Raw genomic sequence first — 26,418 nt, forward strand, 5'->3', positions numbered from 1 at the left:
TCTAAACACTTAAAACACTAATTTAGCTGTTATTGGTTCTGATTGACTCTGGATAAGAAGACTCTTTGTAGTCAAAAAATGACAATCGCTCGCTGAAAATCTTGGAAACGGAGCGACAGCGAAGTGAAGATTTTTAGTCCGCGATAGCCGTAGGGCATGTGTTTTCACGAAGCGTAGCGTAGTGAAAATGCAGGCTTTACGAGACGGTGTCAAGTCATTTGGAACCTATGTTTCGACCCCTTGTTGGGTCGAAACATAGGTGACGAGGACGAATCGGGGCAGCCGAAGGCATTGGCGGTCGCGTAATTTTTTGCTGATTTTTCGAGCAGGAAGCCCGGAAAAATCTTTCGCAAAAATAACGACTCCCTTAATGCTTGTGAAGACTATCATTTTACTGACTTTTATCCATCTAATAACTATCAGTATCTCCAGATTTTATAGCCAAGTTTGCTTTGATACCGTCAGTATTTCTACGACTCAACAAAGCCCTATGCTACCATATGCAAGATAGTTTAATGCTGAAACTAAGCACAAATACAGATATAATTGCAATTAAAACAGTATCTTAACGAGATTAAAGATTTTTATGGAAGAACTATTTATTGGCTGGCTTAAGGAATACGGTTACGTTATTTTGTTCCTGTGGAGCATAGTAGAAGGAGAAATGGGCCTGATCATGGGTGGAATCATGTCCCATACCGGCGACATGGATTACTTCGTAACGGTGTTTGTGGCAGGTCTGGGTGGTTTTACTGGCGATCAAATCTATTTTTATATAGGCCGTTTTAACAAAGGCTTTATTCAACGCAAACTGCATAAACAGCGGCGTAAGTTTGCAATCGCACATTTACTGTTAAAAAAATACGGCTGGCCCATTATTTTTATGCAGCGCTATATGTATGGCTTGCGTACAGTCATTCCGATGTCGATTGGTATCACCAAATATTCGGCAAAAAAGTTTGCCTTCATTAATCTTATCAGCGCATGGGTTTGGGCTGCGATTACTGTAACGCCGGCTTATTACTATGGCGCAGAAATATTAACCTTATTGACCACTGCCAAAGAACACTGGTATTTGGCGCTGCCAATAGCGGCAGGCTTTTCTTATGGGATTTATGCTTATTTTCAAAAGCTGGAGCAGCATTTCTTACAAAAACGCAACGGTCGTTTGTCGAAAAAATAGCATTTTTTGACAAACTAACCAGTAATGAATTGAATAAACATGCATAAAGAAGCCCCTTTAGTTGAAGTGATCATTGAGATACCCCGAGGCAGTTTTTTAAAGCGGGGTTCAACAGGAGAAGTGGATTTTATTTCTCCCTTACCTTGCCCGTTTAACTATGGCTCAATTCCGGCATTTATTGGAATGGATGGTGATTTTCTGGATGCAGTAGTGCTTGGTCCGCACCTTGCATTGGGTACAACGATAAAAATCCATGCTTTGGGTGCGATTAGAATGATCGACAACGGCTTGTATGACGACAAACTAATATGTAGTCGCTTACCAGTTTCGCCATGGAAAAAACGTCTGATTCTGCTGTTTTTTATGCTCTATGCCAAAGCCAAAAGCCTGATTAATATGACAAGAGGCTATCGAGGATGCAACAGCTGCGAAGGCTGGCATGAGGCCGATGATGCCTTGGCAAAGGCAACTCCCTGTGCCCATACTGACTGAAAAGACACGACAATCCTTTAGTCAGCATCTCCATGTCGTAGCGCATTAATTATGTTACCGTTAAAATGATAAGGATAATGTTGCTGCATTAAACAGATGCAACTTTATTAACCTAATAAAATAATTTTTCTGGGAAATTATATAGCAACTTAACTTAAACAGGATGAATGTAGCATTACCCGATTACGACCCTCCTGTTTGGCAATATACATTGCCTGGTCTGCTGCCGCTATTAACAAGGTAAATTCCACGCCGACATGTAGTGAATCAGAAACACCGATGCTAATGGTACTGTGCAGACTTTTCCCATCGAACTTCATCAACATGTCAGCATATGTTTGACGAAGACGTTCAGCTAATATCCAGGCATCTTTCTCACTGGTGGACGGTAGCAGAATACAAAATTCTTCACCACCGTAACGAGCGAAATAGTCATCTCTACGAATGATTTTTTGCGCCACCTCAGCCAGATTTATCAATACCGCGTCGCCAACTGGATGGCCGTAGCGGTCATTAATGGACTTGAAATCATCCAGATCAATCATCATGACTGCCATTATATCTCCGGTACGGGTGCAGCGCGCGGACAGACGATCTGCTTCTTGTTCAAGACTTCGTCTGTTCAGGGCTCCGGTCAGCGGATCAAGCAATGCCAGTTTTTGTAGCTCTGCGGCCAGTCGGGAATTTAGCATCAATACAAAGCCGAAGGTTACGCACATTTCCGACATAATTCCGATAAAAACCGATGCAGTATTAAAGGCTGCCGGCGAGTAAAGGCTATAGGTTTCGGGTTGTGCGTTAAAAATCGTTATCGCTCTGGCCAACAATAATGTCGCAAATATTGCAAACGACGTACCAGTAAACCAATATGCAGTACGCAATGGTTGCTCTATCCGGATAAACAAAGCTTGAGCGCAAGCGGCGTTACCCAATCCGTAAAGTAGTGAATTAGCGATAACTCTGGAATGAATATCGGGATCAATGACAACGAACCAGATGTTTTGAATAAACATCAATCCAGCCAGTAACCATGGAATATACTTATTATAGCGACCAGTCTTGAAAACCTGTATCCCATTGAATTGTAAGCCCAGCCCCCCCGCCAATAAGGTTGCGGCAAATACCAAAAGCCATGTATTGTAAATTGGCCCTTGCTGAATATAAGCAGAACCAAGACCCAAGCCGATATATAAACTACCCAGTGCCCACTGCTGAACTCCACGGGCGTTACCGACATGCAATCCAGCCAGTATGAGCAGACCGGAAAATAGCAAAGTCAGCAAGGACATTGTCATCAACATGGTGCGTATATCAAAAATCAATGTTTTACCCGGTAGTCAATAAAAACCTTAAGTTGAATAAACATCTGTATTCCTACACTGTCGGCATTACAGAGGTAATAAAGTATTCCAATAAAAATTATCAATTTATTGGGACAGGGTGATATAACATAATTTATTTGCAGATACTCATGTATCGCTTGCTTGAAAATTTTATTATATAGCAGACAAACCATAATACGTTGCTGAATACTTATCTGAGTTTTATTTTTTAAATTAAAAAGTTGGTTTGAATAAATAAATCGGTGGTAAATCAAATAGTCTATCAGTATTTGATGACAATTTATTTAAGATAAATCAGCGCATAAAAATGCCCCTGTCATGAGCACTTAAAATCTTTCATATTTCAGGTAATAAATAACCGCCACTACTTAATTTTAAGCACTTAACAAGGCCGTAACTCATACAGATTTTTTGGATCTGCTGTTTTCTCAAGCAATCCCATCGTGTATCATGTGAGTATATAATGAACGTTCCATAGGGCACTTACAAAATGACAATCTATTACTAAACAGTTAGTTATAAAATAATCAACCCTTCTTGCAATATGACTTATAAAGGTAAAATGCCGATATGCTAGACCCCCGCTTATTTAGAACTGATCTTGATTTTGTTAATGAACAATTAAATCGGCGTTCATTCACCTTTAATTCCGAGTCTTATGTTAAGCTGGAAGCCAGACGCAAAGACGTACAAATTAAAACCCAGGAATTACAAAATGAGCGTAACAGTCGCTCAAAAGCGATTGGACAAGCCAAAGCCAAAGGTGAAGACGTACAGTCGTTGTTGGATTTAGTACAACATTTAGGCGATGAATTAAAAGCTGCCGAAGCTATATTGACGGACATTCAGTCGGAAATGGAAATCTTGATGGAGGGTATTCCCAATATTCTCGATGAAATTGTGCCTGATGGTAAATCTGAAGAATTTAATCTTGAGATTAGTCGTTGGGGTGATGTGCCTGATTTCGACTTTGTGCCCAAAGACCACGTTGATTTAGGCGCACAACTAAAAGGTATTGATTTTGAGTTAGGTGTAAAAATTGCCGGCAGTCGTTTTGTCGTTTTAACTGGCCCGTTGGCAAGATTACAACGCGCAATTATTCAGTTAATGATGGATACGCATACAGCTGAACATGGCTACACAGAAACGTATGTACCTTTTTTAGCCAATGCCGATAGCATGCGCGGTACAGGACAATTACCAAAATTTGAAGATGATTTATTCAAAATCAATCAAGATCCGGTTTTATATCTGATTCCGACTGCAGAAGTTCCTGTTACCAATATGTTTAGGGATGTAATCATTGATGCCAAGGAGTTACCGCTTAAATTTGTTTGTCATAGCCCGTGTTTTCGGAGTGAAGCAGGTGCTTATGGACGTGATGTGCGAGGCATGATTCGTCAGCATCAATTTGAAAAAGTTGAACTGGTGCAAATTGTTAAGCCTGAAGACTCCGCTAATGCACACGAAGAACTGACTATTCATGCCGAAAATATCCTGAAAAAATTAAACCTGCCTTACCGGAAAATGTTGTTATGTGCCGGCGATACCGGGTTTTCATCATCAAAAACCTACGATCTTGAAGTATGGTTGCCGGGACAAGGCGCTTACCGGGAAATATCGTCCTGCAGTAATTTTAGGGATTTTCAGGCGCGGCGTTTACAGGCACGCTGGCGAAACCCTGAAACCGGCAAACCTGAATTGGTGCATACTTTAAATGGTTCTGGTCTGGCGGCTGGTAGAACCCTGATTGCCGTGATGGAGAATTATCAGGATGCCCAAGGTCGTATTCGTGTTCCTGAAGCACTATTGCCTTATATGGGCGGTTTCGCTGTTATTGAATTAGTCGAATAATTATTTTTATGAAGTGATCAGTGGTGTAATGTAGTTGAGGAATGCCGCTTTTCTGTTAAGTTAAGTGGCGACTTGAATGCAGATAATTGCTCCTGAAAACTCGGCATTCAGTAAATTCCATGCCGTCCCAAGATCTATAATTATAAATTATTGGGGATATTTCAAGTAAAACCATCCCCCCTAAATACCTTATCTAAGCAACCATTGTAATCTGAAGTAGCAATAGTACTTTTAGTATTGTTACTGCCTGCCCCGTAAAAAATACTAGACTTCCCAGAGAATTGCAGTGATCGGAATAGACAATAAGCAGTCGGTAAAAGATAGCTCAGATACAAGTGAGAACATTTACCGCATCCTTTTTGAAAAAGTAAATGATCCGATGCTTTTACTCAAAAATGGTCGTTTTATAGACTGTAATGCTGCAACCTTGAAACTGCTAGCCTATCCAACCAAGTCTGATTTTCTTAATCAGCGGCCCGGTGATATTTCTCCCGCGTTTCAAGCGGATGGTCGATCTTCGGAGGAGAAAGCCGAGGAAATGATTGCCATTGCCGTACAAACGGGGTTTCACTGTTTTGAATGGCATCACCAACGCCACGATGGCTTGACTGTTGCTGTTGAAGTAATGCTGACACCGGTAATAATGAATGATGAATTAATTTTGTACGCAGTGTGGCGTGATCTCACCGAGCGTATAAAAGCTTATGAAGAGTTGCGTAGATCAGAGACAAAACTTCGGACTCTCTATGATTCCACCAGCGATGCGGTAATATTGCTAAATGAACAAGGCTTGTTTGATTGCAACAAAGCCGCGTTGGCAATGTTTGGCTGTACTGATCAGAAACACTTTTGCTCTTTGCATCTCGCTGACTTATCGCCAGCCAAACAGCCATGCGGAAAAAACTCCACCGAACTGGCCAATCGATACATCATGATAACGATGGCCAAAGGCAGTTATCGTTTTGAATGGATGCACAAACGAGTAGATACCGGTCAGAGCTTTCCAGCCGAAATATTGCTTTGCGCTATGAAAATTGATGGCAGCCCTGTCATACAAGGCGTTGTACGTGATATTACCAAACGTAAACAGAGTGAAAATGCCTTGAGGGAAAGCGAATTTCGCTGGAAATTTGCCATCGAAGGTTCTGGTGACGGGGTTTGGGATTGGAATATTCAGACCGACGAGGCAAAGTATTCCAAGCGCTGGAAAGAAATGTTGGGCTATACGGAAGACGATATCCTACCGACTAACGATGAATGGATAACGCGTATTCATCCAGATGACCGATTAACTGTGGCAGAAACAATGCAGGCATATCTGAGTAGAAAGACCGATGTCTATGTCGTTGAATATCGCTTGAGATGTAAGGACAACAGCTACAAATGGATTCTTGGTCGCGGCATGATTGTAAGTTACGACGCAGATGGTAAACCACTGCGCATGATTGGTACCCACACCGACATTACTGAACGCAAGCAGATGGAAAAGCAAGTCCGCCAATTGGCCTTTTATGACCCGCTGACCAAATTGGCTAACCGCCTCCTGCTTCGTGACCGCTTAACCCAGGCGATATCTGCCGGTAAACGCACTTATTGTCATATCGCCGTAATGTTTATTGATTTGGATAACTTTAAGCCACTTAATGATAATCACGGACATGTGATTGGTGATTTACTGTTGATTGAAGTTGCCAGCCGGCTGGAAAGTTGTGTGCGTAAGCATGATACGGTAGCACGATTTGGTGGTGACGAGTTTGTCGTGATGCTTAATGAGTTGGATGTAGATAAATCCAAGTCTGTATTACAAACCACTATTGTTGCGGAAAAAATACGCAATATTTTATCAAAACCGTATCGATTAACTGTCAGTCACCACGGTCAGTCAGATATAACAGTCGCACATGACTGCACTGCAAGCATTGGCGTAGCGCTTATCAACCATGAAGGCAATCAGGATGACATCATGGAGTGGGCAGATGCTGCAATGTATGAAGCTAAAGAGGCCGGGCGAAATTCAATCCGGTTTTATAATTAAAAATATCAGGCATTCAGTCGATATGGCAATAAAATATTGACGCCAATTAAAAGCAAAATATTGCGCCAGGGTGATTGATTCTGTAAAAGCTACTCAGACCAAATTATCACTGCCGTCCGTAACCTGTTTTTACCAAAACAGGACATCCGATCAAAATCCTCGCGGGCAATCGGAATAAACTGGCAGTCGATCTCACTCTGACGCCCATCGTCAGGATCTGGATCATGCATATACAGGCAATCATCATCAAAGCCGCTCATAACCACCCAATGCGGCGCTTTTTTTCTATCCAATAAAAAAGTACTAATCAGTATCACTGGAATGGCCCCGGCTTTAAATGCAGCAATCAATTCATTTTGGGTAATATTGGCAAAATGCAGGGTAATGCCCTGCTCTGCTGCCTGACGCTTAAAGCAATTATCAACCAATTCAACGATCTGTTTTTTTTCTTCATGTCGCACGCCATCAATAAATAACGTACCGGTTTGGTTTATCCACACTTCAACAGAAAATTGCCGGCGCTTGGCCGCTAATGCCAAACCAATCGGATGACAGCCCCCGTGCCCTGAGGTCATAAAAATAGTAGTCGCTTCACGCCATAAATTAATTTCCTCCTCCTGTGAAGGCTGATATGACTTGTTAATGGCATGCATAGCCATCATCAATGCTGTCGGCCCACAAGTAAAAGGGGTCGTTTGTCTTAACCAATGTACTGATCGGTATTGCAGGGTATCTCGATAACGCCGAATACGTTTTTGATAACGCAAGGCATCTTTATGATCTTGATAATAATCACGATATATCCCGAATTTTTGATACCCCAGCGTTTCGTAGAGTTTTATGGCCGGATTATTATCCGCACTGACTTCAAGACGCAGATATAACCGCCCATCCTCATTAGCTGCCTGCTCGCCTGCAGTCATCAGTTGTTTGGCAAGACCCAAGCCTCTATATTGGGAAGCCACCGCTATCGAATATATTCTGGCCAGTCTTGTACCGGGATGATAAATAATCAGAATATAACCGGCAAGGGCTTTGGCTACTTCCGCAACCAGTAAAGCCCGGTGGTCTGCTGCCAACCAGTGTTTAAAGCTGCGCCGACTCAATCTATCGGTTTCAAAACAAGCGGCTTCCAGAGCTACCAGCTCATTAAGATCGGTAAATTGGGCATTACGAATTAAAACCGTCAAGTAGAGATTCCCCACAATGCCTGATTAATGACTTGTCTGGCCCGAAACAACACCATTTCCTGCCAGGCTTTATCTTGCGGGAAAAAGTGCTGTCGCATCAATTGACTATGCTCCTGACGAGCCAAAGCATTACCCGGTTGCGCCCAGAGTTGATGATCGCGCAGCAATACTTCAAATAATTGATCGGTTCGGTAAGTGCCAAATTCAAGCGTGATGTAGCAACTACGTTCATTCATAATGGCATGCCAAGCATAATCGAGTAAGCCCAGTTTAGGCACCGAACTGGACGTACCCAACCAAGGTAAGGTCACGGAATCGCCATACCACTGACGCGCCACTTTTATTGCCGGACTGTCCGGTTGATGGTCACAAATAATTTCACCGTAACCAAAAGAACCCAGCCCGGTATGTATATCAATAACGGCTAGATCGCGTTGTTGCAAAAAATACTTGGACAGTAAATCATCAATAACCAATCGGCCATGTGCAGGAGCTTGGCCCCCATAAAAAGGACCAGCCGGATCGGTATATTGCCCTCCGCTGATGGCTTTTTCCAGTGCCTCACGACCATGCGTCTGTGCAAATTCAGTAAAAACACGCTGGCGTTGCTGTGTATCGTTTAATAACAAGGTCGGTTTAAGTATTTCATAACCGCTATTTTCAGGTAAAGGCCCCGAGAAATCGACTACATTGCGATTAAGATCAACCCCATCGGCATCACAGCGGCGCAGCCAGGCATAACCCCACGGCGTTAAGGCATGTATCATTAACAGCGCAGTATCAGTCGGTATAACAAGTTGCCCGCCAGCCAGTAACCGCAGTATATCCGTTTCTATCGCACTGCCTGCAAAACCTTCAACACCATGCGTACCGCCAATTAATATCACAACTTTGGTAGCGGTTTCGGGGCCAATCCAGACGGTATCGGTAAACAGCGCGTCGCCTTGTGGGCTGCTACCCGCACAAGGATAAGAATAACAGCGCATGGTATTGCTCAACTCGGCTAACCAACGTTGCCGGCCCGATGCGTAGTTTGCCGGAAATAACGAGGTATCAATAGCAGTAAAAGGCAGAGAGCAAGACATAAAGATTAAACGGCACTATCGCTATAAGCTGTCGCCTGCCAGCTAATGATATGTTTAAGATCAAGCCGGGAGGTTAGCGTTTTTATGGCTTTAGCCACTTTTTCCGGCTCATCATAAAACTCTATAATCAACGGCAGTTCCAGTGACAAGGTCAGCAGCGATGAAGTATGTACCTCGCGGTTTTCACCAAAACCGGCAATACCACGAATGATGGTGACACCAAAAATTTTTTCTTCATCGCGCAGAATATCTAACGCCTTGTTTAACTGGTCCTGCCCTTCCAGGGTATAAATTCTGGCAATGGTAACGACTTTTGTGTTCATATCTGCTTACCCACTAATAAACCCAGCCAAATAACTAAAAGGCAGCCAAGACCGTTACCGACAAAAGTACCCAACATTAAGTTGGTGTGGGTCTCAAAGGAATAGCCGTGCTCGATCAAAAACAAAACTAAATACAAACCTGACAAGGTTAAATAAGCGCCGATCATGATTACCATCATAGCGGCGCGATATTCCATGGACAGCGCAACTTTCTGTAACAAAATAGTCGCCACAATGCCTATTAAAAAAGCACCTATGGCATTGACGATCAATAACGCGAAAGGAATAACACCACCACTCCAGTGAAACATGCCCCCCGAATAAAGAAATAACGTTCTGCCGCACAACAAACCAATCCATACCGCCAATAGACAGCCCACCAAACTGACGATTACATTTAAGGCCGCTTTGTTTAAGCTGCCCTGCTCCAACAGATAAATAGTTTCCAGGGAAAAAGTGGAAAAGGTGGTAAACGCACCAATAAAACCAACCAGTATTGCCGCCCTATATTCCAGTGTCATGGGGATGCGTTGCAGAATAAGGGCTTCGGTAAGTAAGCCGATTAAAAAAGAACCCAATACATTAACAACCAGAGTGCCATAAGGAAAGCCTCTGCCCAGCCACTGATAAAGTCCCGAAGATATTAAAAAGCGCATTACCGCACCACTGGCTCCGCCCAAGGCAACTGCTATTATTTGATTCATGGCTAAAACTTGATGAAATGTTCCCGGTAGTAGCGTAACTCTTCAATGGATTCAATAATATCATCCAGTGCCTGATGTTTGGATTCTTTATTAAAACCGTCTTTTACTGCGGGCGCCCATCTTGCTGCCAACTCTTTAAGCGTTGATACGTCAATATTTCGGTAATGAAAATAGGCTTCCAGTTTAGGCATATAACGATATAGAAAGCGTCTATCCTGACCAATACTGTTACCGCAAATAGGTGAGGTATTTTCGGGCACCCAAAGCTTTAGAAATTCAATCGTTAGTTGCTCTGCTTCCCGGTCATTAATCGTAGAAGCTTTAACGCGATCAATTAAACCGGATTGACCGTGATGTTTTTGATTCCATTCATCCATTGCCGCCAGTGCTTTATCAGACTGATGCACCGCCAGGACCGGACCATGCGCAAGAATATTTAAATCTTTATCGGTAACAATCGTGGCAATTTCAATGATCAAATCAGTGTCAGGATTAAGCCCTGTCATTTCAAGATCTATCCAGATAAGGTGCTGTAAATCCTGCGCCATTTGTTGATTCCATTGTGTTAAAGGTGAGGGTTAGTGTAGCATTGGGTAATCTGTACGTCTAACTCTTAAACTTAATATACCCGGCCTATGAATACCTTTACTATTATCTTTTTAATCGCACTGATTATTTCTTCTTCGATACAATTTTGGCTGGCTAAACGCCAGGCTGATTATGTCGCCGCTCATCGTCCTGCCGTGCCTTTAGCGTTCAAAGACAAAGTGTCTTTAGCTGCCCACCAAAAAGCCGCTGATTACACCCTTGAAAAAGTCAACCTGGGCAATATAGATGGCGTACTGGGCATTATGGTTTTGTTGTTGTTAACCGTCGGTGGCGGTATCAATGCAGCTTTTGAGTATTGGACTGATATTGTCTCAACCCCATTATTAGCCGGTGTTGCCGCAACAGCGACCATTTTTCTGATTTTGACCGTGATAGAAATACCCACCAGTATTTATCAGACGTTTGTCATTGAAGAAAAATTTGGCTTTAACAAAAGTACGGTTAACCAATTTATCAAAGACCAGTTCCTGCACTTGGGGTTGGGCGCAGCAATCGGCTTGCCTTTACTGGCATTAATCCTGTGGATTATGGATAACGTTGGTCCGTTATGGTGGTTATGGGCGTGGGCTATCATCATGGGCTTTTCTTTATTGATGAGCTGGCTTTATCCTACCGTTATTGCGCCTTTGTTTAATAAATTCACGCCGATGGACGAAGGCTCCTTAAAAGAGCGTATTCAAGGCCTGCTAACGCGTTGCGGCTTTAACAGCCAGGGTATTTTTATCATGGATGGTTCCAAACGCTCCGGTCACGGTAATGCTTATTTTACCGGTCTTGGCAATAACAAGCGTATCGTATTTTTCGACAATCTGGTTAATTCGCTGGAAGATGAAGAACTGGAAGCGGTACTGGCCCATGAACTGGGTCATTTTAAATGCAAACACGTAATCAAAATGCTGATTGCCACCGCCATTATGAGCTTAATCAGCTTGGGAGTTCTAGGTTGGCTGATTGATCAGGATTGGTTTTACACAGGACTAGGCGTTGCTTTGGAACAAAAATCCCATGCCGCCGCTTTATTATTATTCCTGATGGTTTCATCGACCTTTACTTTTTTTATGCAACCTGTCAGCGCCTACTTTCAACGTAAATTTGAATTTGAAGCCGATGACTTTGCTGCCAACAATGCCAAAGCCTCAAAAATGATTAGCGGACTGGTTAAGCTGTATGAAGAAAATGCCAATACCTTAACGCCTGATCCTTTGTATTCGGCCTTTCATTACAGTCATCCGCCGGCAGCGATTCGCATCGCCCACTTGGAAACCAAAAGTTAATGGCTGAGTTACTGGAAGGTTTGGTTATTTCCCATTTGGGCCAGGGTATTGCAGTTGAATACAACCATGAAATTATTCTCTGCCAAACCCTAAGGCGACTGGAAACTGTCGCCGTTGGCGACAGGGTTTCATGGACACTGTCTTCACCCGGCCAGGGCCGTATTGAAGCAATACTGCCCCGGCGTTCATTACTGGAGCGCCCTTCCAGAAACGGTAAAACCCGACCGGTTGCGGCTAATATTGATACCATTTTTGTCGTTTTTGCGGTCGAACCCCATTGTGATTTCTTATTGATAGACCAATATCTGGCGGTCTGTGAAAATCATAATATCGACGCCGCTTTAATACTCAATAAAACCGACCTTCCACAAACCGATATTATAGAAAAAGAACTGCTGGATTATATCAATCTGGGTTATTCCCTGTATCGGGTCAGTGCCTGGGGAAACTCAGGCATGGCTGAATTAAAAAGCGCCTTAAAAGATCAGGTTAGTATGCTGGCCGGGCAATCGGGGGTTGGCAAATCTTCGTTAACCAATGCCATCATTCCCGATAAAGACCTGAAAACCAACACCGTCTCGGCAACCACTAAACATGGCCGCCATACCACCACAGCTGCAACACTGTATCATTTAAATGACGGCGGAGATTTAATCGATAGTCCCGGCGTTGCCATTTTTGGCTTGGCGGGACTTACAGAACAACGCTTGGCTTATGGCTACCGGGAGTTTCAACCATTTATTGATCAGTGCCAGTTTAATGACTGCCGGCACTTAAAAGACAAAGGTTGTGCAGTATTGATGGCCTTAGAAAGTGGAGATATCTCCAGAACCCGCTATGAGCGATTTTTAAAACTGAGAGAAAAAATGCCCAAAGCATTTATTTAGGAATGAAGATTTACCTACGCAAACAACGGTAGGATGTGCCGAGGTTATCGAACGCATCCTACAGAATATTTTGGATAATTAACATTGTTTGATACCCCCGCGCTAATACCTGATTTGCAAGGTTTTTCTCATCATTTAAAGACATTTAAATCATTTGTGATGAATAATTTCACTGAACACTATTCGACGCCGCTAGGCAAGTACTTATTAATCTCAAATGACATTTATAGCATATCAATTGCTTAATAGTTGAGCAGCAGGTAATCGTGTTTACTGCTATTTTCTTTTCAGATTTGAAAATACTCACTGAGTGGATATTTCATGATCAACTATAAAAAATATTCTAAAACGTTGTTTCTTCGAGTATTACTTGGCACTTTAATGGCCGGAAATGCAATCGCTGAATCTGTTTTGGCACCGGTATATCTTGGCAGTGTCGATACTTTTGCGATTCTTAGCCAAAGTGGAATCACTGATGTTTATCGCTCTGCTATTGTTGGCGATATTGGTGTGAGCCCCATCGCCGGTGCAGCGCTGCTGCTCGTTTGCAAGGAAGTGACGGGCAATATATACTCTGTCGATGCAGAAGGCACTCTGACCTGCGCGACGACCAACGCTGTTTTATTGACCTCTGAGGCTGTCCGAGAATGGCGACTTTACGATGGTTTTTCTTTCATTAAAATAATGGCCTATGAAATAACTTAAACCATGTGTTGGCTGGCAGGACATAGGTAAAACATTACTTCCTCCAGGAGGAAATCCTTTAGGCAGAATGCTGTTGATAAGTTAAAGTACTCAGTATAAGTTTCTACCCATGAAGTGATGTGAAAAACAAATAATGTTGTATTGTAAGAACAGCCCCCCCCCGCGATTTAAGCATCTTCTACAGGAATGGCGGTGGGATGTTCAGTGTTAGCTGCCAAATTACGGGTGATGCCGGTTTTTTTGCGTAAAGCGAATTTATCCCGTAAACATAGGTTTCCGCGATTGGCACTCTGGGTGATTGCTTGTGCAATCTCATGTTTCATGGTGTGGCCATCTGCTTGTATGGCTGATGTGCGTGAGCTTGCAGGACTCTGGTATCAGGTTTCAGAGGACTGGAGCTATCAGGGACAGACAGATCTTGCTGTTGCAGGACTCAAGCCGGTAGCCAAGGTGGAATTGACCGGAGGCCATTTTTGGCAACAGGTGGATTTCGACATCAAGACTGCCGGTCGCCAGGTACTGGATTTTAAGAATACCAGTACCATTGGCTATTTTCGCCATATCATTCTTGATGCGCAGCAACATCCGGTTGCCGATTTGCAAGGCGGCATCCAGAGCAGCGAGCCCAATCCGTTTTTCTTGCGGCATGGTCGTGAGGTCGACCTTCCCTCTGGCCATTATCGCCTATTGACCGAACTGAATTCCCCTTTCTTTCTGGCTGAGCCGCAACCTTATCTGGATATGCTGGATACTTACCGACAGGCGATCAAGCAGGGTAACGCCCTGACGCTGATATGTCTGGGGATGTTTATGGGCTTGATTGTTTATTACGCGGCACTGGCGATGGTTCGCCAACGCTTGGCAGAAGCGTCGTACTCGACCTTCATCTTGGGTAATTTGCTGTTTAATGGCACGGCACTGCTGGTGTTCCCAGAACTGTTCAACATACACTGGATTTATCTGGTTAGCTATCCCATCGTGTTTTCCAATTGCGCTTATATCCTGTTCGTAATGTCCTTATTGAAAATTCGGCATAACAATTATCCTCGCCTTTACACGGCTGGAATAATTCTATTGGCACTGCTGGTCGGACTGATTATACTGGCGGTGCTCAAACCGCACTGGTCGCTGGAGATTGCTCGTTATGGTGTCGGAGTGTTCCTGATTTACGGTTTAACTGCTGGGATAGTGCGCTCGCTTAAAGGTAGCATTACTGCGCGTCTTTATCTATGTGCCATTGGAACGTTTTTTGTGTTGGGAATTACCACAATCTCGGTTAACAATCTCAGTTTCTTTACCCTATACGTCGAACATATGGGCCTTTTTTCTGTGTCGGTAGAGATCCTGCTGCTGGCTCTGCTACAATCTTATCAGTTTGCCCAGCTTTATCGCGAAAAGGAGTATGCGGTAGAACGAATGGAGCTGAGTAATCGCATTTCCCATACAGATGCCCTGACCGGTCTGCCCAACCGTTTGGCGCTGGATCTCGCGCTGGAAAACTTGCCGCAGCATGGCAGCCTGACCTTTATCGATATGGACGGTCTCAAGTATTACAATGACCGGTTCGGGCATGAACGTGGCGATGGATTGCTGTGCACTTTCGCTATACACTTAAGTCAGCGTTTGGGAGACGCTGCCCAGGCACACCGTCTGGGCGGCGACGAGTTTGCCATTACCTGCGAGCAAGGGGATGTGCCATGGGTCGAAAGAATGCTGACGCAGGCAGTTGATGACTTACGTGCCAATGGGTTTGAGTCTGCCGGCGCGAGTTCCGGTTCGGCGCATATCCACGAAATTCAAGGCAAAGAAGATATTAAGCATATGGCTGATTGCCGAATGTACGTAAATAAGCGTTTGCGCAAGCGGAGTCGCTATGGAGATCATGAAAATCAGATCTAACATAACTAGCAGGAAAAATGTAATGCAGCGCTTTTGTGGCTTGGTTTGGCCGATCGTTTTGTCGATAACATTACCGCTTGTGGCTGCATGGTTTGCATATCCTGAAACGCATTTACCGCCTGGCTTCGGGATTTTTCCGCCGCTGGTTGTGGACAACCCTCCCGGTTTCAATTTGGTAATCTTCGTTGCGTTGGCGCTAATTGAAGCTGCCATCGTCTTCTTTCTGTTGTTTCCTCAATGGTTCGGCTTTAATATCCCGACCCCGCCGCCCAAGCCTGTCTCGGCGCGATTCCCTGTGTGGTTTTGGATAGGCACGGTGCTAACGCTATTTTTTTGGTGGCTGATGTGGAAACGGGTCACGCCTTTTGGCGACCTAGTGTATTATGCCTTTACGCCCATGTGGTGGGGCTTTATTTTGGCGCTTGACGGGCTGGTATATCATCGTAACGACGGTTATTCGCTGCTGGCGGCGCGCCCCAAAACCTTGCTTATCAGTGCAGTCGTCTCTCTGACCGGTTGGTTTTATTTCGAATATTTCGATTATTTCGCGTTAGGCAATTGGTACTACCCCAACAGTACGATGCCGGAACTCAGTCATACATCTGTCGTACTGCTGTACTTGACTGCCTATACCACAGTCTGGCCTGCCATTTTCGAGTGGTATACCTTGTTAAATACCTTTCCCCGTTTGGCTAGCCGTTATAGTAACGGCCCAAAAGTAGCTTTACCTGGCGGGTTGCTGTTATGGGGCGGCTTATTTCTTATCTTTATCGTGGTGTTCTTTCCCTACCCGTTGTTTTGGGTAATGTGGATCGGGCCTTTGGCGATCTTCTCCGGACAACTGATCAGGAAGAACATATGGAACCCGTTTACTGCGATGGCAGAAGGCAACTGGGGGCCTGCCTTGCTGATGGCGCTTAGCGCCATGTTAAACGGTTTTTTCTGGGAATTATGGAATTGGGGTAGCGCCCATCCGGCACAACCGGTAACCAATCCTAATTATTGGATGTACGATATTCCTTACGTGAATGTTATCCATATTTTCGCAGAAATGCCGTTGCTTGGATACATGGGCTACATGCCTTTCGGTATCCTGGCTTGGGCAATATTCATCTGGCTGGGAGCATTGTTCGGCTTTGACACCAAGCTGCTTAAGGGCGATCTGGATAAAGGTTGAAACAACGCAAGTAGGGATGGGGCGTTGCATGCTGATTTGATCAAGGTGAGTTAACGCGATTACATAAAAAAGTTGAAAAGTTGCGAATGAAGTGCAAAATATTACAACAAGGTGCCTTTACATTGTCGTAGTATCAGTTGATTTATTAAAATTGACTGACAGGTATAAGTGAGGCTACTGTCATTAGAAAATCTGGCGGCAATCTCGCTTATGGGTCGTTAGCGCCCCTTGAACAAAGAGCCAATTCCATTCACTTTTTTACCAAAAACTTGGGGGAGTGTAAGAAAATTTGTGTAAACTGCCATTAATTAAAATCGGGCATCCTGTCCTGATACATCATCATAAACTGATTAATGGTCGGTTTCCAATCGCGTAATGGCATGGACCATTTTTTTGACGCATTTTCAATAGCCTCTCTGGACTGAAACTGTTGATCACAGTTAAGCCACAATTTTCGATACGTCTCCGTGGGCAATAACTCATCCCTGAACTGTAAAAACCTGAACGCCTGCGGTTTAGCGGATAGACTATGAATAACATGTCGATAATCAATGCAACGACCCCGTTCATGACTACCGGCGTTAGGGTAAACACGAGCGAGTGTGCTGGTTAAGGTTTGGCCAACAAAAAAAGCCAGGCGATCATGGTAAACATGGACGCGAACGTTTTCACCAATCATTCTGGATGGGACGGTATAAAGCACCTTTTTGACTTCCAGGGTGCTGCTGCGCGTCACTTTCAGACTGAGCTCGCTATAATCCATGAAGCGCTCTCTCGGTAAAGCTTGTAAGGCCAGTTGCTCATCTTTAAAGCGGCCTTGGCAGCGTTTGTTTAGGCGCTCTGTAACCTTGTTTAGAAATGCCTGATAATCTTTGATGGCGGCAAAATCAGCACTTCCTCTCAGCTTTAGTGCTTGATCCAGTCGTCGTTTAAAGGATCCATGGGCACATTCAATCGCCCCGTTTTCATGGCTCACGCCACGATTATTGCGTGTTGCCCGCAAGTTATAATGGGCACAGAGCGCATCATAAGATTGCGTCAATTTCTGCTCTTCAACGCTGTTAATAAAAGCCGCACTTAAACTGTCGGTACGATGCTCAACAGGACTGCCACCGGCCAGCGTTAACGCTGACTGCAAGCCATCGGCCAAGGCGGAATAACTTTCACCGCCCAAAATGATCTGTACATAACGCCAACCACTATAAGCAAAACGAAACTGGTACAAGAGATGGGTAAACACTTTATTCTGGATGGTAATTTCGGTATTTGGATGACTGAAGTCTGATAAGCCTTGCTGTCCAGCCGGCACGGACTGACGAAAGATCACCACTTTCTCCGGTCCTTCGGTTGCTTTCCACTGTTTGACACGACGCTGAAGGGTTCGCAATACGCTAAAGGGAAATTTACCGGCATGTTCATCTTCCAGATATTCCCAAAGTGTTAAGCCCGTTAGTTGCGCTTCTTTCTCTAGCAAGGGCACCAATTCTTTTTTCCAAATAGCTTCCAAAGGGTCTTCACGAGTACGCCAATGACGTTCTCCATGAATTGATAATCGTTCACCTTTTTCTATTCTTCGACCGGAACGCTCAGAAATGGAGGCTTTAGCTGCTGCGGTTTCTTGGCTTTTTCCTGATTTACGTGTGTTCATATATAAACTCTCTTGACGTTAAGTGATACGTTTTCCAGCCAAGGGTGGACTCCAAAAAATTGAAATACACCCTTGTCCTACATATCGGTCAACCGGTCAAGATAATTGACGCCGACCGGACAGGGTAATTGTCGCCGAACATCTAGGTGACCGTTTTGGCATGAATCCAACAGGCACTCCCGACACCATCGTTCCTTATGGCAGAAACCTGGCTGGCATGGGACGTTCAGTTTATGTCGGTGTGAATATCAAATATTAATCTGCTTGGCAAGATGTTTCAGTCAAGCCCAATCAGCTAATAGAGAACTTATACTAAATGTTAAGTTAAGTAGCTTGTGTCAAGTTAATGAATCACGTTCTGTTCCTAAAATAAATATTTTGGAAACAGAACGTGTTCAGCGATATTTTTCTTATCCAACAGCGTTATGGCTGAACTTCCTCAATCTGGTTTACTGGCTAACTAACTACCATGGCAGATGCTAAATCAGTAAAAAATGTGCTAACATTAGTATTACAGTGTTCTCTAATATAAATTGATGGGACACAATTAACTTGAAGATAATAATTAATTTGCAACGCCGTAAGTTATTAAAGTACGCAGCCGTCGCCATTACCAGTACGGCCACTGATGACCATTATCGTTTTTTATAAGAGTTTACCATGACCCAACGTACACTTTCGTTTCCTGTTAGCGGCATGCATTGTGCCGGCTGTGAAGCCGTTATTTGTTCTGCTGTGAAGGAGTTGCCGGGGATTGACACGGTTAGCGCTGATCATATCGCCAAAAAAGTACAGGTTAGCTTTGATGATGTACTCACCTCACCGTCAGCAATTCTGGCCTGTATCGAAAGCAAAGGTTATAACTATGGTGTCCAGGTCGAAAAATTTTTATGGGGACCACGCTTACAACAACTCGCCGTATTTTTAGTATTGCTGGTTCTGGTGGGAGGAGTCGCCTTCTGGGGGAAAAGCCTCATGCCCGGATTAATGAAGCAATTCGATGCACGTCTTGGCTATGGTGTAATCTTTACCGTGGGGTTTCTTACCGGTTTTCATTGCATTGGTATGTGCGGTGGTTTTGTGATGAATTACACTCAAGGCTTACAAGAACGCGGACGACGAGCGGTATTTTTTGCCCATTTGTCCTATGCGCTAGGCAAGAATCTCTCTTATGCTCTGCTCGGTGCCGGATTCGGTGCGTTGGGTGCCGTTCTTACCATCACTCCACATATGCGTGGAATCGCCGCACTGGTAGCAGGGATATTTTTAGTGCTGTTTGGTTTGACCATGCTCAAACTGTTGCCCAAATTTCGTCTGCCGTCTCTGCGATCCAAATCGGGATCAGTCACGCAACAAATCTATCGTGATCTCAAACCCAGACGCAACCCCTTTAGTATCGGCTTTTTAAGCGGTTTTTTACTGGGCTGCGGCCCGCTACAAGCCATGTATATCATGGCACTCGGTATCGCTAATCCCTTGGAAGGTGCTTTATTGCTGCTGTGTTTTGGCACCGGCACATTAATTCCTTTATTGACTTTCGGTATATTCGCCAGCGCACTTAGCGCAAAAATCCAGAACCAGTTAATGGCCGTATCCGGTATTCTCGTTATTCTTATGGGCTTGATGATGACAGATCGCGGACTAAAACTAACCCAGTCCGGTTATAACTTCTCGACAGTTGTAGAGCGGTTTTCAGTGCCACATCCTTAGTTTTGCCATTAGGCAATGCCAAGATAGATGTTTTTTTAATGACACACTTTGCAAAATTAATAACCCAAGGAAAGATGATGAAGAAAAAGTACCGTATCCTGATGGCCTTATGCATGTTTGTGACTACTGCCGCATTGGCGGGCAATAGCTTGTTAAAAGAAACGGACATTGAAGCGGTGGCACTTAAAGTAGCCACAGAAACCGTGCAAGGTGGTTATAAACTTTTGAGCGTGGCTGAGCTTAAACAAATGATTGATGCCAAAGAAAACTTTGTGCTAATTGATGCACACCCTACCGAAGAATACAATCTGGCTTACATTGATGGCGCACGGCATTTTGGGTTTCAATCCAATCATTCGGGCAATTGGGAAAAAGATATAACGATGCCTAATAATTTTACTCAGGAGGATTATCGTGTCTTACTGGGTGCTGATAAAAATAAGAAAATCGTCACTTATTGCGGTCTTACCAAATGTGGCCGCTCACATAATGCGGCATCTTGGGCAAAAAAACTGGGCTACACCAATGTATACCGTGCGCCAGGTGGTATTTCTGCATGGATAGATAGCGGTTATTCCTACAAAACCAATCACAACAAGTAATGGATGTAACCATTATTCGGCATTTCATGTAACAAAAATTATTTGATTGTCACACGCAAGTTATTAATTTTAAGCACATCAAAAAGATGTGTAACGGAATAGATAAAGGGGGGAATCACCGGGGCTTTTTTGTTACGCGACATTAGTCTGTTGGTCTGTTTTCGTTGCTACCGCATAAATAACGTTAGTTTCAATTGCATTCACCTGACCTTCAACAAGACGTGATAAATTTCCCTGGCGCACACGATCCAAGGTATCCGTATCCAGTTGCTCAAGCGTTCCTCGGTAGCCGCTACCCATGGCGATTTTCCACCAGTCATCCGGTAAATTTAAAGGATGCGTTCCTGCTTCGGCAAGAATGTCGACGTTGCACACATTAGCTTTCGCAAGCATTGCTCTGAGGCCGTCCGGCTCTGAAATACGGTCCCAAGGATTAAAGCCATGATGCAGATCGGGACGTTCGATATTGATGACATCCCAAAAAGCGCGGTTGGCCGGCTCGAATAAATGTGGCCCCCAAGTGGTAATGGCCAGTCTGCCGCCGGGTTTCACCATACGCCATAATTCCTTGACTGCCTCGGTCATGTCCGGAACGAAGAAAATACCGAAGACGCATACCACCGCATCGAAACTATCATCGGGATAACCCAGAGCCAGCATGTCGCCAACGTGAAACTCAATGTTTTCCAAACGCCTGACTTCCGCCTTGGCTTTGGCCAGATCAATCAGGCGTTCGGCAAGATCAGCCGCAATAACGTGTCCATCCGGCCCGACCATTTCTGCCGCCGGCAACGCAGAACCTCCGCTGCCTGAACAAACATCCAGCACGCGTTCGCCAGGTTGCAGATTGATTCGTTCAATGGTTCGTCTGCCAAAGCGATGCCAAAAAGAGCTGACCGGATGGTCGAAGTGATCTGCGGCGGCATTGTAGGCTTTCGCTGCCTTCGCTTTTGCCTCATCTGTGTTTTGGCCATTTTTGGCACTAGTGCTTAAAATATCTATTTCCACTGACTCGGTCATGATTACTCTCTCGTTGAATTAGTTTGTGGCGATTAGTTAAAAAAGAACTAATCAATATTGGTTGATTTTTACCTTACGGCATAAAACCGTTTCCTGAAGAAAAACGCCACATTTGTTAGCGCAATCATAACCGGCACTTCAATCGGTTGTCCAGGCCAAACGGGACAAACCTGATTGGCGGCATTATCACAAACCGTGATCACAAAATCGAGGGCTATGGCAACAGGTTTAGCAAACTCAATTCCAGCTCTAAACGCTCAAGGGCAAGTGGGTTAACGTGATGAGAAGGAAAATTACCAATGATAAAAGCCTGAAACTGGCCATTACGCTATTTACTTAGGAATGAACACGAAATAGTTTGAGCAACAAATATAAAATTGTTGCTTCACGAATAGCAATGTAATGTCGGAATCGCGTTGACAGGACACACTTAAAATAATGAAAATTGGTGCTGTTAAGGCACATCGCAATAACCTAAACGACTCGTCTCAAAAGAGATGTCAGTTTTTTATGTCTTATGCGAAACAAGGCCAACCCTGTGGATAGAATAATGAGTAGATTTAAAAAAACGGCGGCAATGGCGATCAGGATCGTTAGAACAAGCACAGCCGACTTAGTGTGCGTGCCGTTCGCGCTTTTTGATTTAGGTTTTTTATAAGACACTCGATGTCGTATATATCACGTTAGGAACTAATGAAACAAGACAAGCACTTCCAAATAATTGAAGCTGATGAATCCCACGTCGATTACCTTATCGATTTCGGACGAAGATCTTTTGTCGATACTTATAAAGGTACTTTATCAATAAGAGATTTGGAGGAATACACCAACGATGCATTTTCAAAATCAACTATAACTGCTGAAATCAACGATCCCTCGATGAACTATTTTGTATGCAGAGATTTAGAATCAAACCTGTATGGATACTCAAAATTAATCCTGTCTTCTTCTCCCGGATGCGTTGATCCCGATCGTACCATTGAACTTCAACGTCTTTATGTTGATGAAAGTTACAGAGAACGAGGGATAGGGAAGCCACTATTAATGCATGCTGAGTTATATGCCGGGAATCGAGGTTTTCGCAGTATTTGGTTGCGGGTCTGGGATGGAAATGTCATCGCGCAGAGGAAATATTTAAATTGGCATTACTTGGTGGTTGGAAAAGAACAGTATCAAGTTGGAAGAGATGCAAGAACCGTGATTCTGATGCAGAAATATTGTCAAACAGATAATACTTTAAGCGAGTGAAATTATGTTATTTAAGATGCCATTCACTAAAATATGCGATGAGAGAAAACCTAAATTTGATCAGACCGAATAACCTTATAACGGAAATTTCAGATCTACTATTGGCTGGTCGCTTTCCGTGAGTATGGTCCCATTTAGAAATCTGGATTTCTCCCCTGCAAGGCATAGAGATCCTTACGCGAAGCGGATTGATAATCCGCAAATTAGGCGCGTCGCATTTGACTCAGTCACATAAACTTAAGATAAAGACTAGCGGAACTTTTCACACGGTTAGACTTGAAGCCTCATTAACCCTTATTAGATCAAATTTAAAATAAATGATATTATACCTTTTGCTTATTATATTTATTTCTCTATGCCCTCTAAATTTGGTTTTCTAAGTTACGAAATCAGTCACGTTATTCGTCAGCGTTTTAATAAAGAAGCTGAAAACATCGGTTTAACCCATGCTCAATGGCGCGTCTTGGTACATTTGTCCGGCAATGAAAATTGTCGCCAAATTGATCTGGCGGAAAGCCTTGAAATCAAACCAATCACCCTGGTCAGGCAGATTGACTTATTGGAAGCTGCAGGGCTGATCAGGCGTAATAAAGATACTAGCGATCGACGAGCTTATCGCCTTGAACTCATGCCCAAGGCGTATCTCGTCATGCAGGAATTATGGAATATTGCCGATGCAGTAGAAGCAGAGGCGCTTGGCACCCTGACAACCAGCGAACAAGAAACCTTAACTACCTTGCTTGAGCGGGTTAAAAACAGCATTAACCCAAGTTCATTGGCCAAAGCTGTCGCTTAGCATAATTAATCTTGCGCATTATTAAATCAAGCCTTTTTATTAGGTGCTTGGCAGTCTTTTTCACTGATCAGTTTTATAAAAATAACGTGGCGTTTTCTATGTCTGCGTCGTTGTACTTAAAGGAATAGCATGCTCTTTTTATCAAAAAAACAGGATTGGCTCGGTAATATTCGCGGGGATCTGCTGGCTGGAACTGTCGTTGCCCTGGCTTTAATCCCTGAAGCCATCGCCTTTTCCATTATCGCCGGCGTTGACCCTAAAATCGGGCTTTATGCTTCTTTCTGTATTGCCGTGGTAACGGCAATTGTTGGCGGCAGGCCAGGTATGATAAGTGCTGCAACGGGAGCCATGGCGTTGTTAATGGTGACCTTGGTCAAGGATCATGGCTTACAGTATTTGCTGGCAGCAACGGTGTTGACCGGCATTTTTCAAATCATTTTCGGTTATCTACAGCTCGGCGGCTTGATGCGTTTTGTTTCGCGTTCAGTGGTCACGGGCTTTGTTAATGCACTGGCAATATTGATTTTTATGGCGCAATTACCGGAACTGACCCATGTAACCTGGCATGTTTACGCGATGACGACCGGTGGATTGGCAATTATCTATCTATTTCCCTACCTGCCGCTGATCGGCAAGACCTTACCGTCGCCGTTAGTGTGCATTGTGCTGTTGACCGGTATTGCCATGTATTTACATCTGGACATTCGCACCGTTGGCGACATGGGTGCTTTGCCTGATACCTTGCCAATTTTCCTCTGGCCTGAAGTACCGATGACGTGGAAAACCTTGCAGATTATTTTACCTTATGCAGCCGGATTGTCGGTGGTTGGTTTACTGGAGTCGTTAATGACCGCCACTATAATAGATGATTTAACCGATACGTCCAGTAACAAAAACCGGGAATGTAAAGGTCAGGGGCTTGCCAATATCAGTGCCGGCTTATTGGGGGGCATGGCGGGCTGTGCGATGATTGGTCAGTCTGTCATCAACATTAAATCAGGTGGACGAGGACGTCTGTCGACATTAACGGCAGGAGTGTTTTTACTGGTCATGGTAGTTTTTCTGGATACCTGGATTTCCAAAATCCCGATGGCCGCCTTGGTGGCGGTGATGATCATGGTCTCGATCGGTACTTTCAGCTGGCGCTCCATTGTTCAATTAAAAGAGCATCCTTTATCGACTAATATCGTCATGATAACCACCGTTATTGTGGTGGTGTGGACGCACAATCTGGCCTTTGGTGTCATAACCGGCGTGTTGCTGGCTGCCTTGTTTTTCGCCAATAAAATCGGCCATTTCATGGTGGTAAAATCTGCTCTGGATGAGCCAACCAATACCCGAACTTATCAGGTAACAGGTCAAGTCTTCTTTAATTCAGTCGATAAATTTACGGCAAGTTTTAATTTTAAAGAAGCCGTTGATAAAGTAATCATCGATTTACAGCGCGCGCATTTTTGGGATATATCTTCAGTTGCTGCGCTGGATAAAGTGGTGATTAAATTTCGACGTGAAGGTGCCGATGTCAGGTTACTCGGTATGAATGAAGCCAGCGCAACGATTATCGATCGTTTTGGTATTCATGATAAACCGGAAGAAATTGAAAAAATCATGGGAGGACACTAATGGCAACGAATAACCAAATGGTCGTAGCGAGTATTGATGGTTCGTTATTGACAGAAGCCGTCTGTGATTACGCCACCTGGATTGCGCAAGGAATCGATGCACCATTAAAGCTGCTGCATACTATTGATCACCATCAAGAAGCCGCCGCGATAACTGATTTATCCGGTAATATTGGTTTGGGTAGCCAGGAAGCGTTGCTCGAAGCACTGATCTCTATCGAACAGCAACGTAGCAAGTTACTATTGCAGCACGGAAAATTAATAGTCAATGCGGCAAAAAACCGCATTATTCAAGGCGGACTTGCCGAACCTGTTACCGATCAGCGTCATGGCAATCTGGTCGAATCACTGATAGAAATTGAAGACAGCATTCGTGTCCTTGTTATTGGTTTACGAGGAAAAGCACATGAAAACCAACCGGATCAGATAGGTGCAAAGCTTGAGTCTATCATTCGCTCATTACATACGCCTGTTTTGGTCGTTAACGCCGCCTTCAAAAAACCGCAACGTATCATGATTGCCTATGATGGCAGCAAAGCAGCAGAAAAAGCCGTCGATATGGTGGCAACAAGTGCGCTTTATAACGGCTTGGTTTGTCATCTGGTTTATGTCGGCAAAGATAATGCAGAGACAGAACTATTGCTTCACTCAGCTGCTGACAAGCTTATAAAAGCTTGCGGCCTTGAAGTGATCAGCAAAAAACTATCAGGCAAGCCCGATCAGGCACTTTGTGACTATCAGGACAATCACGCGATTGATATGATAGTAATGGGTGCATTCAGCCATACCCGTATCCATGATCTGTTACTGGGTTCTTTTACTGCCAAGATGCTGCTAAATACCCAAAAGCCGCTGCTATTGCTTAGATAATTGTCCCCGAGGCTTGCAGGTTGCCAGCCCTTAGCTGGCAAACACACTATTCAATATTATTAGTTTTTACTGCTTATGAAATGTATTCTATGGGGATTATTAAGTCTCGCGTTATTTGCCATGCAAAGTAGTCACGCTCAAA

General features: G+C 44.0%; 24 protein-coding genes. 15 read left to right on the forward strand and 9 right to left on the reverse strand.

Going from position 1 to position 26,418, the window contains the following annotated elements:
* The first annotated feature begins 586 nt into the window (after positions 1–586).
* Both KKZ03_RS15615 and KKZ03_RS15620 read left to right on the forward strand, forming a co-directional pair.
* On the forward strand, positions 587–1,183 hold the full coding sequence (locus KKZ03_RS15615) for a DedA family protein (RefSeq protein WP_243217726.1): 597 nt from the start codon (positions 587–589) through the stop codon (positions 1,181–1,183).
* A 39-nt stretch (positions 1,184–1,222) separates the two neighbouring features.
* On the forward strand, positions 1,223–1,675 hold the full coding sequence (locus KKZ03_RS15620; protein ID WP_243217727.1) for an inorganic diphosphatase: 453 nt from the start codon (positions 1,223–1,225) through the stop codon (positions 1,673–1,675).
* A 149-nt stretch (positions 1,676–1,824) separates the two neighbouring features.
* Here KKZ03_RS15620 and KKZ03_RS15625 read toward each other — a convergent pair whose 3' ends face one another.
* On the reverse strand, positions 1,825–2,997 hold the full coding sequence (locus KKZ03_RS15625; RefSeq protein WP_243217728.1) for a GGDEF domain-containing protein: 1,173 nt from the start codon (positions 2,995–2,997) through the stop codon (positions 1,825–1,827).
* Positions 2,998–3,588: 591 nt separating this feature from the next.
* Between KKZ03_RS15625 and serS the strand changes: the two genes are divergently transcribed.
* Together serS and KKZ03_RS15635 are read left to right on the forward strand one after the other, a co-directional pair.
* Positions 3,589–4,872, forward strand: coding sequence for a serine--tRNA ligase (gene serS, locus KKZ03_RS15630; protein ID WP_243217729.1), 1,284 nt, complete (start codon positions 3,589–3,591; stop codon positions 4,870–4,872).
* Positions 4,873–5,158: 286 nt separating this feature from the next.
* Positions 5,159–6,907, forward strand: coding sequence for a bifunctional diguanylate cyclase/phosphodiesterase (locus KKZ03_RS15635; protein WP_256451977.1), 1,749 nt, complete (start codon positions 5,159–5,161; stop codon positions 6,905–6,907).
* Positions 6,908–6,996: 89 nt separating this feature from the next.
* On the opposite strand, the gene KKZ03_RS15640 is transcribed toward KKZ03_RS15635, so the two are convergent.
* The 5 genes from KKZ03_RS15640 to orn are packed head-to-tail and all read right to left on the reverse strand — an operon-like array spanning position 6,997 to position 10,757.
* Complete coding sequence (locus KKZ03_RS15640) at positions 6,997–8,097, reverse strand: GNAT family N-acetyltransferase/peptidase C39 family protein (protein WP_243217731.1); 1,101 nt, start codon at positions 8,095–8,097, stop codon at positions 6,997–6,999.
* Positions 8,094–9,182, reverse strand: coding sequence for a DUF2817 domain-containing protein (locus tag KKZ03_RS15645; protein ID WP_243217732.1), 1,089 nt, complete (start codon positions 9,180–9,182; stop codon positions 8,094–8,096). The genes KKZ03_RS15640 and KKZ03_RS15645 overlap by 4 nt, the downstream gene beginning before the upstream one ends.
* 5 nt (positions 9,183–9,187) lie before the next feature.
* Positions 9,188–9,505, reverse strand: a complete 318-nt coding sequence (locus KKZ03_RS15650; protein WP_243217733.1) for a DUF190 domain-containing protein — start codon at positions 9,503–9,505, stop codon at positions 9,188–9,190.
* Positions 9,502–10,209 (reverse strand): fluoride efflux transporter CrcB, encoded by a 708-nt coding sequence (gene crcB / locus KKZ03_RS15655; protein WP_243217734.1) that lies wholly within the window; start codon positions 10,207–10,209, stop codon positions 9,502–9,504. The genes KKZ03_RS15650 and crcB overlap by 4 nt, the downstream gene beginning before the upstream one ends.
* 2 nt (positions 10,210–10,211) lie before the next feature.
* The gene (gene orn, locus KKZ03_RS15660) at positions 10,212–10,757 is read right to left on the reverse strand and encodes an oligoribonuclease (RefSeq protein WP_243217735.1); all 546 of its coding nucleotides are present in this window, start codon (positions 10,755–10,757) and stop codon (positions 10,212–10,214) included.
* A gap of 87 nt (positions 10,758–10,844) precedes the next feature.
* Between orn and KKZ03_RS15665 the strand changes: the two genes are divergently transcribed.
* From KKZ03_RS15665 to KKZ03_RS15675, 3 genes are all read left to right on the forward strand, one after another.
* Positions 10,845–12,092 (forward strand): M48 family metallopeptidase, encoded by a 1,248-nt coding sequence (locus KKZ03_RS15665; protein WP_243217736.1) that lies wholly within the window; start codon positions 10,845–10,847, stop codon positions 12,090–12,092.
* A complete protein-coding gene (rsgA, locus tag KKZ03_RS15670) occupies positions 12,092–12,979 on the forward strand; it encodes a ribosome small subunit-dependent GTPase A (protein WP_243217737.1) in 888 nt (295 codons plus the stop codon). Before KKZ03_RS15665 ends, rsgA begins: the two co-directional genes overlap by 1 nt.
* Positions 12,980–13,300: 321 nt before the next feature.
* On the forward strand, positions 13,301–13,684 hold the full coding sequence (locus KKZ03_RS15675; protein WP_243217738.1) for an ice-binding family protein: 384 nt from the start codon (positions 13,301–13,303) through the stop codon (positions 13,682–13,684).
* 167 nt (positions 13,685–13,851) lie between these two features.
* Here the strand turns inward: KKZ03_RS15675 and KKZ03_RS15680 are convergent, their stop codons facing one another.
* Positions 13,852–14,007: a hypothetical protein gene (locus KKZ03_RS15680; RefSeq protein WP_243217739.1), complete on the reverse strand. Its 156-nt coding sequence runs from the start codon at positions 14,005–14,007 to the stop codon at positions 13,852–13,854.
* Between KKZ03_RS15680 and KKZ03_RS15685 the strand changes: the two genes are divergently transcribed.
* Positions 14,006–15,583 carry a diguanylate cyclase gene (locus KKZ03_RS15685; RefSeq protein ID WP_243217740.1) on the forward strand — a complete coding sequence of 526 codons (1,578 nt, stop codon included), beginning with the start codon at positions 14,006–14,008 and terminating at the stop codon, positions 15,581–15,583. The two genes, KKZ03_RS15680 and KKZ03_RS15685, sit on opposite strands and share 2 nt — an antisense overlap.
* Before the next feature lie 22 nt (positions 15,584–15,605).
* Positions 15,606–16,760, forward strand: coding sequence for a mechanosensitive ion channel protein MscS (locus KKZ03_RS15690; protein ID WP_243217741.1), 1,155 nt, complete (start codon positions 15,606–15,608; stop codon positions 16,758–16,760).
* Positions 16,761–17,064: 304 nt separating this feature from the next.
* Here the strand turns inward: KKZ03_RS15690 and istA are convergent, their stop codons facing one another.
* On the reverse strand, positions 17,065–18,408 hold the full coding sequence (istA, locus tag KKZ03_RS15695) for an IS21 family transposase (RefSeq protein WP_243217742.1): 1,344 nt from the start codon (positions 18,406–18,408) through the stop codon (positions 17,065–17,067).
* Between the two features lie 660 nt (positions 18,409–19,068).
* Between istA and KKZ03_RS15700 the strand changes: the two genes are divergently transcribed.
* Together KKZ03_RS15700 and KKZ03_RS15705 are read left to right on the forward strand one after the other, a co-directional pair.
* Positions 19,069–20,118: a sulfite exporter TauE/SafE family protein gene (locus KKZ03_RS15700; protein ID WP_243217743.1), complete on the forward strand. Its 1,050-nt coding sequence runs from the start codon at positions 19,069–19,071 to the stop codon at positions 20,116–20,118.
* 74 nt (positions 20,119–20,192) lie between these two features.
* Positions 20,193–20,720: a rhodanese-like domain-containing protein gene (locus tag KKZ03_RS15705; protein ID WP_243217744.1), complete on the forward strand. Its 528-nt coding sequence runs from the start codon at positions 20,193–20,195 to the stop codon at positions 20,718–20,720.
* A 132-nt stretch (positions 20,721–20,852) separates the two neighbouring features.
* Here KKZ03_RS15705 and KKZ03_RS15710 read toward each other — a convergent pair whose 3' ends face one another.
* Positions 20,853–21,740: a class I SAM-dependent methyltransferase gene (locus tag KKZ03_RS15710; RefSeq protein WP_243217745.1), complete on the reverse strand. Its 888-nt coding sequence runs from the start codon at positions 21,738–21,740 to the stop codon at positions 20,853–20,855.
* A 693-nt stretch (positions 21,741–22,433) separates the two neighbouring features.
* On the opposite strand from KKZ03_RS15710, the gene KKZ03_RS15715 reads away from it, so the two are divergent.
* From KKZ03_RS15715 to KKZ03_RS15730, 4 genes are all read left to right on the forward strand, one after another.
* Positions 22,434–22,988: a GNAT family N-acetyltransferase gene (locus tag KKZ03_RS15715; protein WP_243217746.1), complete on the forward strand. Its 555-nt coding sequence runs from the start codon at positions 22,434–22,436 to the stop codon at positions 22,986–22,988.
* Positions 22,989–23,343: 355 nt separating this feature from the next.
* On the forward strand, positions 23,344–23,784 hold the full coding sequence (locus KKZ03_RS15720) for a MarR family winged helix-turn-helix transcriptional regulator (protein WP_243217747.1): 441 nt from the start codon (positions 23,344–23,346) through the stop codon (positions 23,782–23,784).
* 129 nt (positions 23,785–23,913) lie between these two features.
* Positions 23,914–25,407: a SulP family inorganic anion transporter gene (locus tag KKZ03_RS15725; protein ID WP_243217748.1), complete on the forward strand. Its 1,494-nt coding sequence runs from the start codon at positions 23,914–23,916 to the stop codon at positions 25,405–25,407.
* Positions 25,407–26,276: a universal stress protein gene (locus KKZ03_RS15730; RefSeq protein ID WP_243217749.1), complete on the forward strand. Its 870-nt coding sequence runs from the start codon at positions 25,407–25,409 to the stop codon at positions 26,274–26,276. Before KKZ03_RS15725 ends, KKZ03_RS15730 begins: the two co-directional genes overlap by 1 nt.
* The last annotated feature ends 142 nt before the right edge of the window (positions 26,277–26,418 follow it).

This window comes from Methylobacter sp. S3L5C (genome assembly GCF_022788635.1).
In the GTDB taxonomy this organism is placed as follows: Bacteria; Pseudomonadota; Gammaproteobacteria; order Methylococcales; family Methylomonadaceae; genus Methylobacter_C.

What these genes read in the sequence shown, in the direction of transcription:
- KKZ03_RS15615 (WP_243217726.1), top strand. Translation starts at nt 587, where the DNA reads ATGGAAGAACTATTTATTGGCTGGCTTAAGGAATACGGTTACGTTATT.
- KKZ03_RS15620 (WP_243217727.1), top strand. Translation starts at nt 1,223, where the DNA reads ATGCATAAAGAAGCCCCTTTAGTTGAAGTGATCATTGAGATACCCCGA.
- serS (WP_243217729.1), top strand. Translation starts at nt 3,589, where the DNA reads ATGCTAGACCCCCGCTTATTTAGAACTGATCTTGATTTTGTTAATGAA.
- KKZ03_RS15645 (WP_243217732.1), bottom strand. Translation starts at nt 9,182, where the DNA reads ATGTCTTGCTCTCTGCCTTTTACTGCTATTGATACCTCGTTATTTCCG.
- KKZ03_RS15650 (WP_243217733.1), bottom strand. Translation starts at nt 9,505, where the DNA reads ATGAACACAAAAGTCGTTACCATTGCCAGAATTTATACCCTGGAAGGG.
- crcB (WP_243217734.1), bottom strand. Translation starts at nt 10,209, where the DNA reads ATGAATCAAATAATAGCAGTTGCCTTGGGCGGAGCCAGTGGTGCGGTA.
- orn (WP_243217735.1), bottom strand. Translation starts at nt 10,757, where the DNA reads ATGGCGCAGGATTTACAGCACCTTATCTGGATAGATCTTGAAATGACA.
- KKZ03_RS15665 (WP_243217736.1), top strand. Translation starts at nt 10,845, where the DNA reads ATGAATACCTTTACTATTATCTTTTTAATCGCACTGATTATTTCTTCT.
- rsgA (WP_243217737.1), top strand. Translation starts at nt 12,092, where the DNA reads ATGGCTGAGTTACTGGAAGGTTTGGTTATTTCCCATTTGGGCCAGGGT.
- KKZ03_RS15675 (WP_243217738.1), top strand. Translation starts at nt 13,301, where the DNA reads ATGATCAACTATAAAAAATATTCTAAAACGTTGTTTCTTCGAGTATTA.
- KKZ03_RS15685 (WP_243217740.1), top strand. Translation starts at nt 14,006, where the DNA reads ATGGTGTGGCCATCTGCTTGTATGGCTGATGTGCGTGAGCTTGCAGGA.
- KKZ03_RS15680 (WP_243217739.1), bottom strand. Translation starts at nt 14,007, where the DNA reads ATGAAACATGAGATTGCACAAGCAATCACCCAGAGTGCCAATCGCGGA.
- KKZ03_RS15690 (WP_243217741.1), top strand. Translation starts at nt 15,606, where the DNA reads ATGCAGCGCTTTTGTGGCTTGGTTTGGCCGATCGTTTTGTCGATAACA.
- istA (WP_243217742.1), bottom strand. Translation starts at nt 18,408, where the DNA reads ATGAACACACGTAAATCAGGAAAAAGCCAAGAAACCGCAGCAGCTAAA.
- KKZ03_RS15700 (WP_243217743.1), top strand. Translation starts at nt 19,069, where the DNA reads ATGACCCAACGTACACTTTCGTTTCCTGTTAGCGGCATGCATTGTGCC.
- KKZ03_RS15705 (WP_243217744.1), top strand. Translation starts at nt 20,193, where the DNA reads ATGATGAAGAAAAAGTACCGTATCCTGATGGCCTTATGCATGTTTGTG.
- KKZ03_RS15710 (WP_243217745.1), bottom strand. Translation starts at nt 21,740, where the DNA reads ATGACCGAGTCAGTGGAAATAGATATTTTAAGCACTAGTGCCAAAAAT.
- KKZ03_RS15715 (WP_243217746.1), top strand. Translation starts at nt 22,434, where the DNA reads ATGAAACAAGACAAGCACTTCCAAATAATTGAAGCTGATGAATCCCAC.
- KKZ03_RS15720 (WP_243217747.1), top strand. Translation starts at nt 23,344, where the DNA reads ATGCCCTCTAAATTTGGTTTTCTAAGTTACGAAATCAGTCACGTTATT.
- KKZ03_RS15725 (WP_243217748.1), top strand. Translation starts at nt 23,914, where the DNA reads ATGCTCTTTTTATCAAAAAAACAGGATTGGCTCGGTAATATTCGCGGG.
- KKZ03_RS15730 (WP_243217749.1), top strand. Translation starts at nt 25,407, where the DNA reads ATGGCAACGAATAACCAAATGGTCGTAGCGAGTATTGATGGTTCGTTA.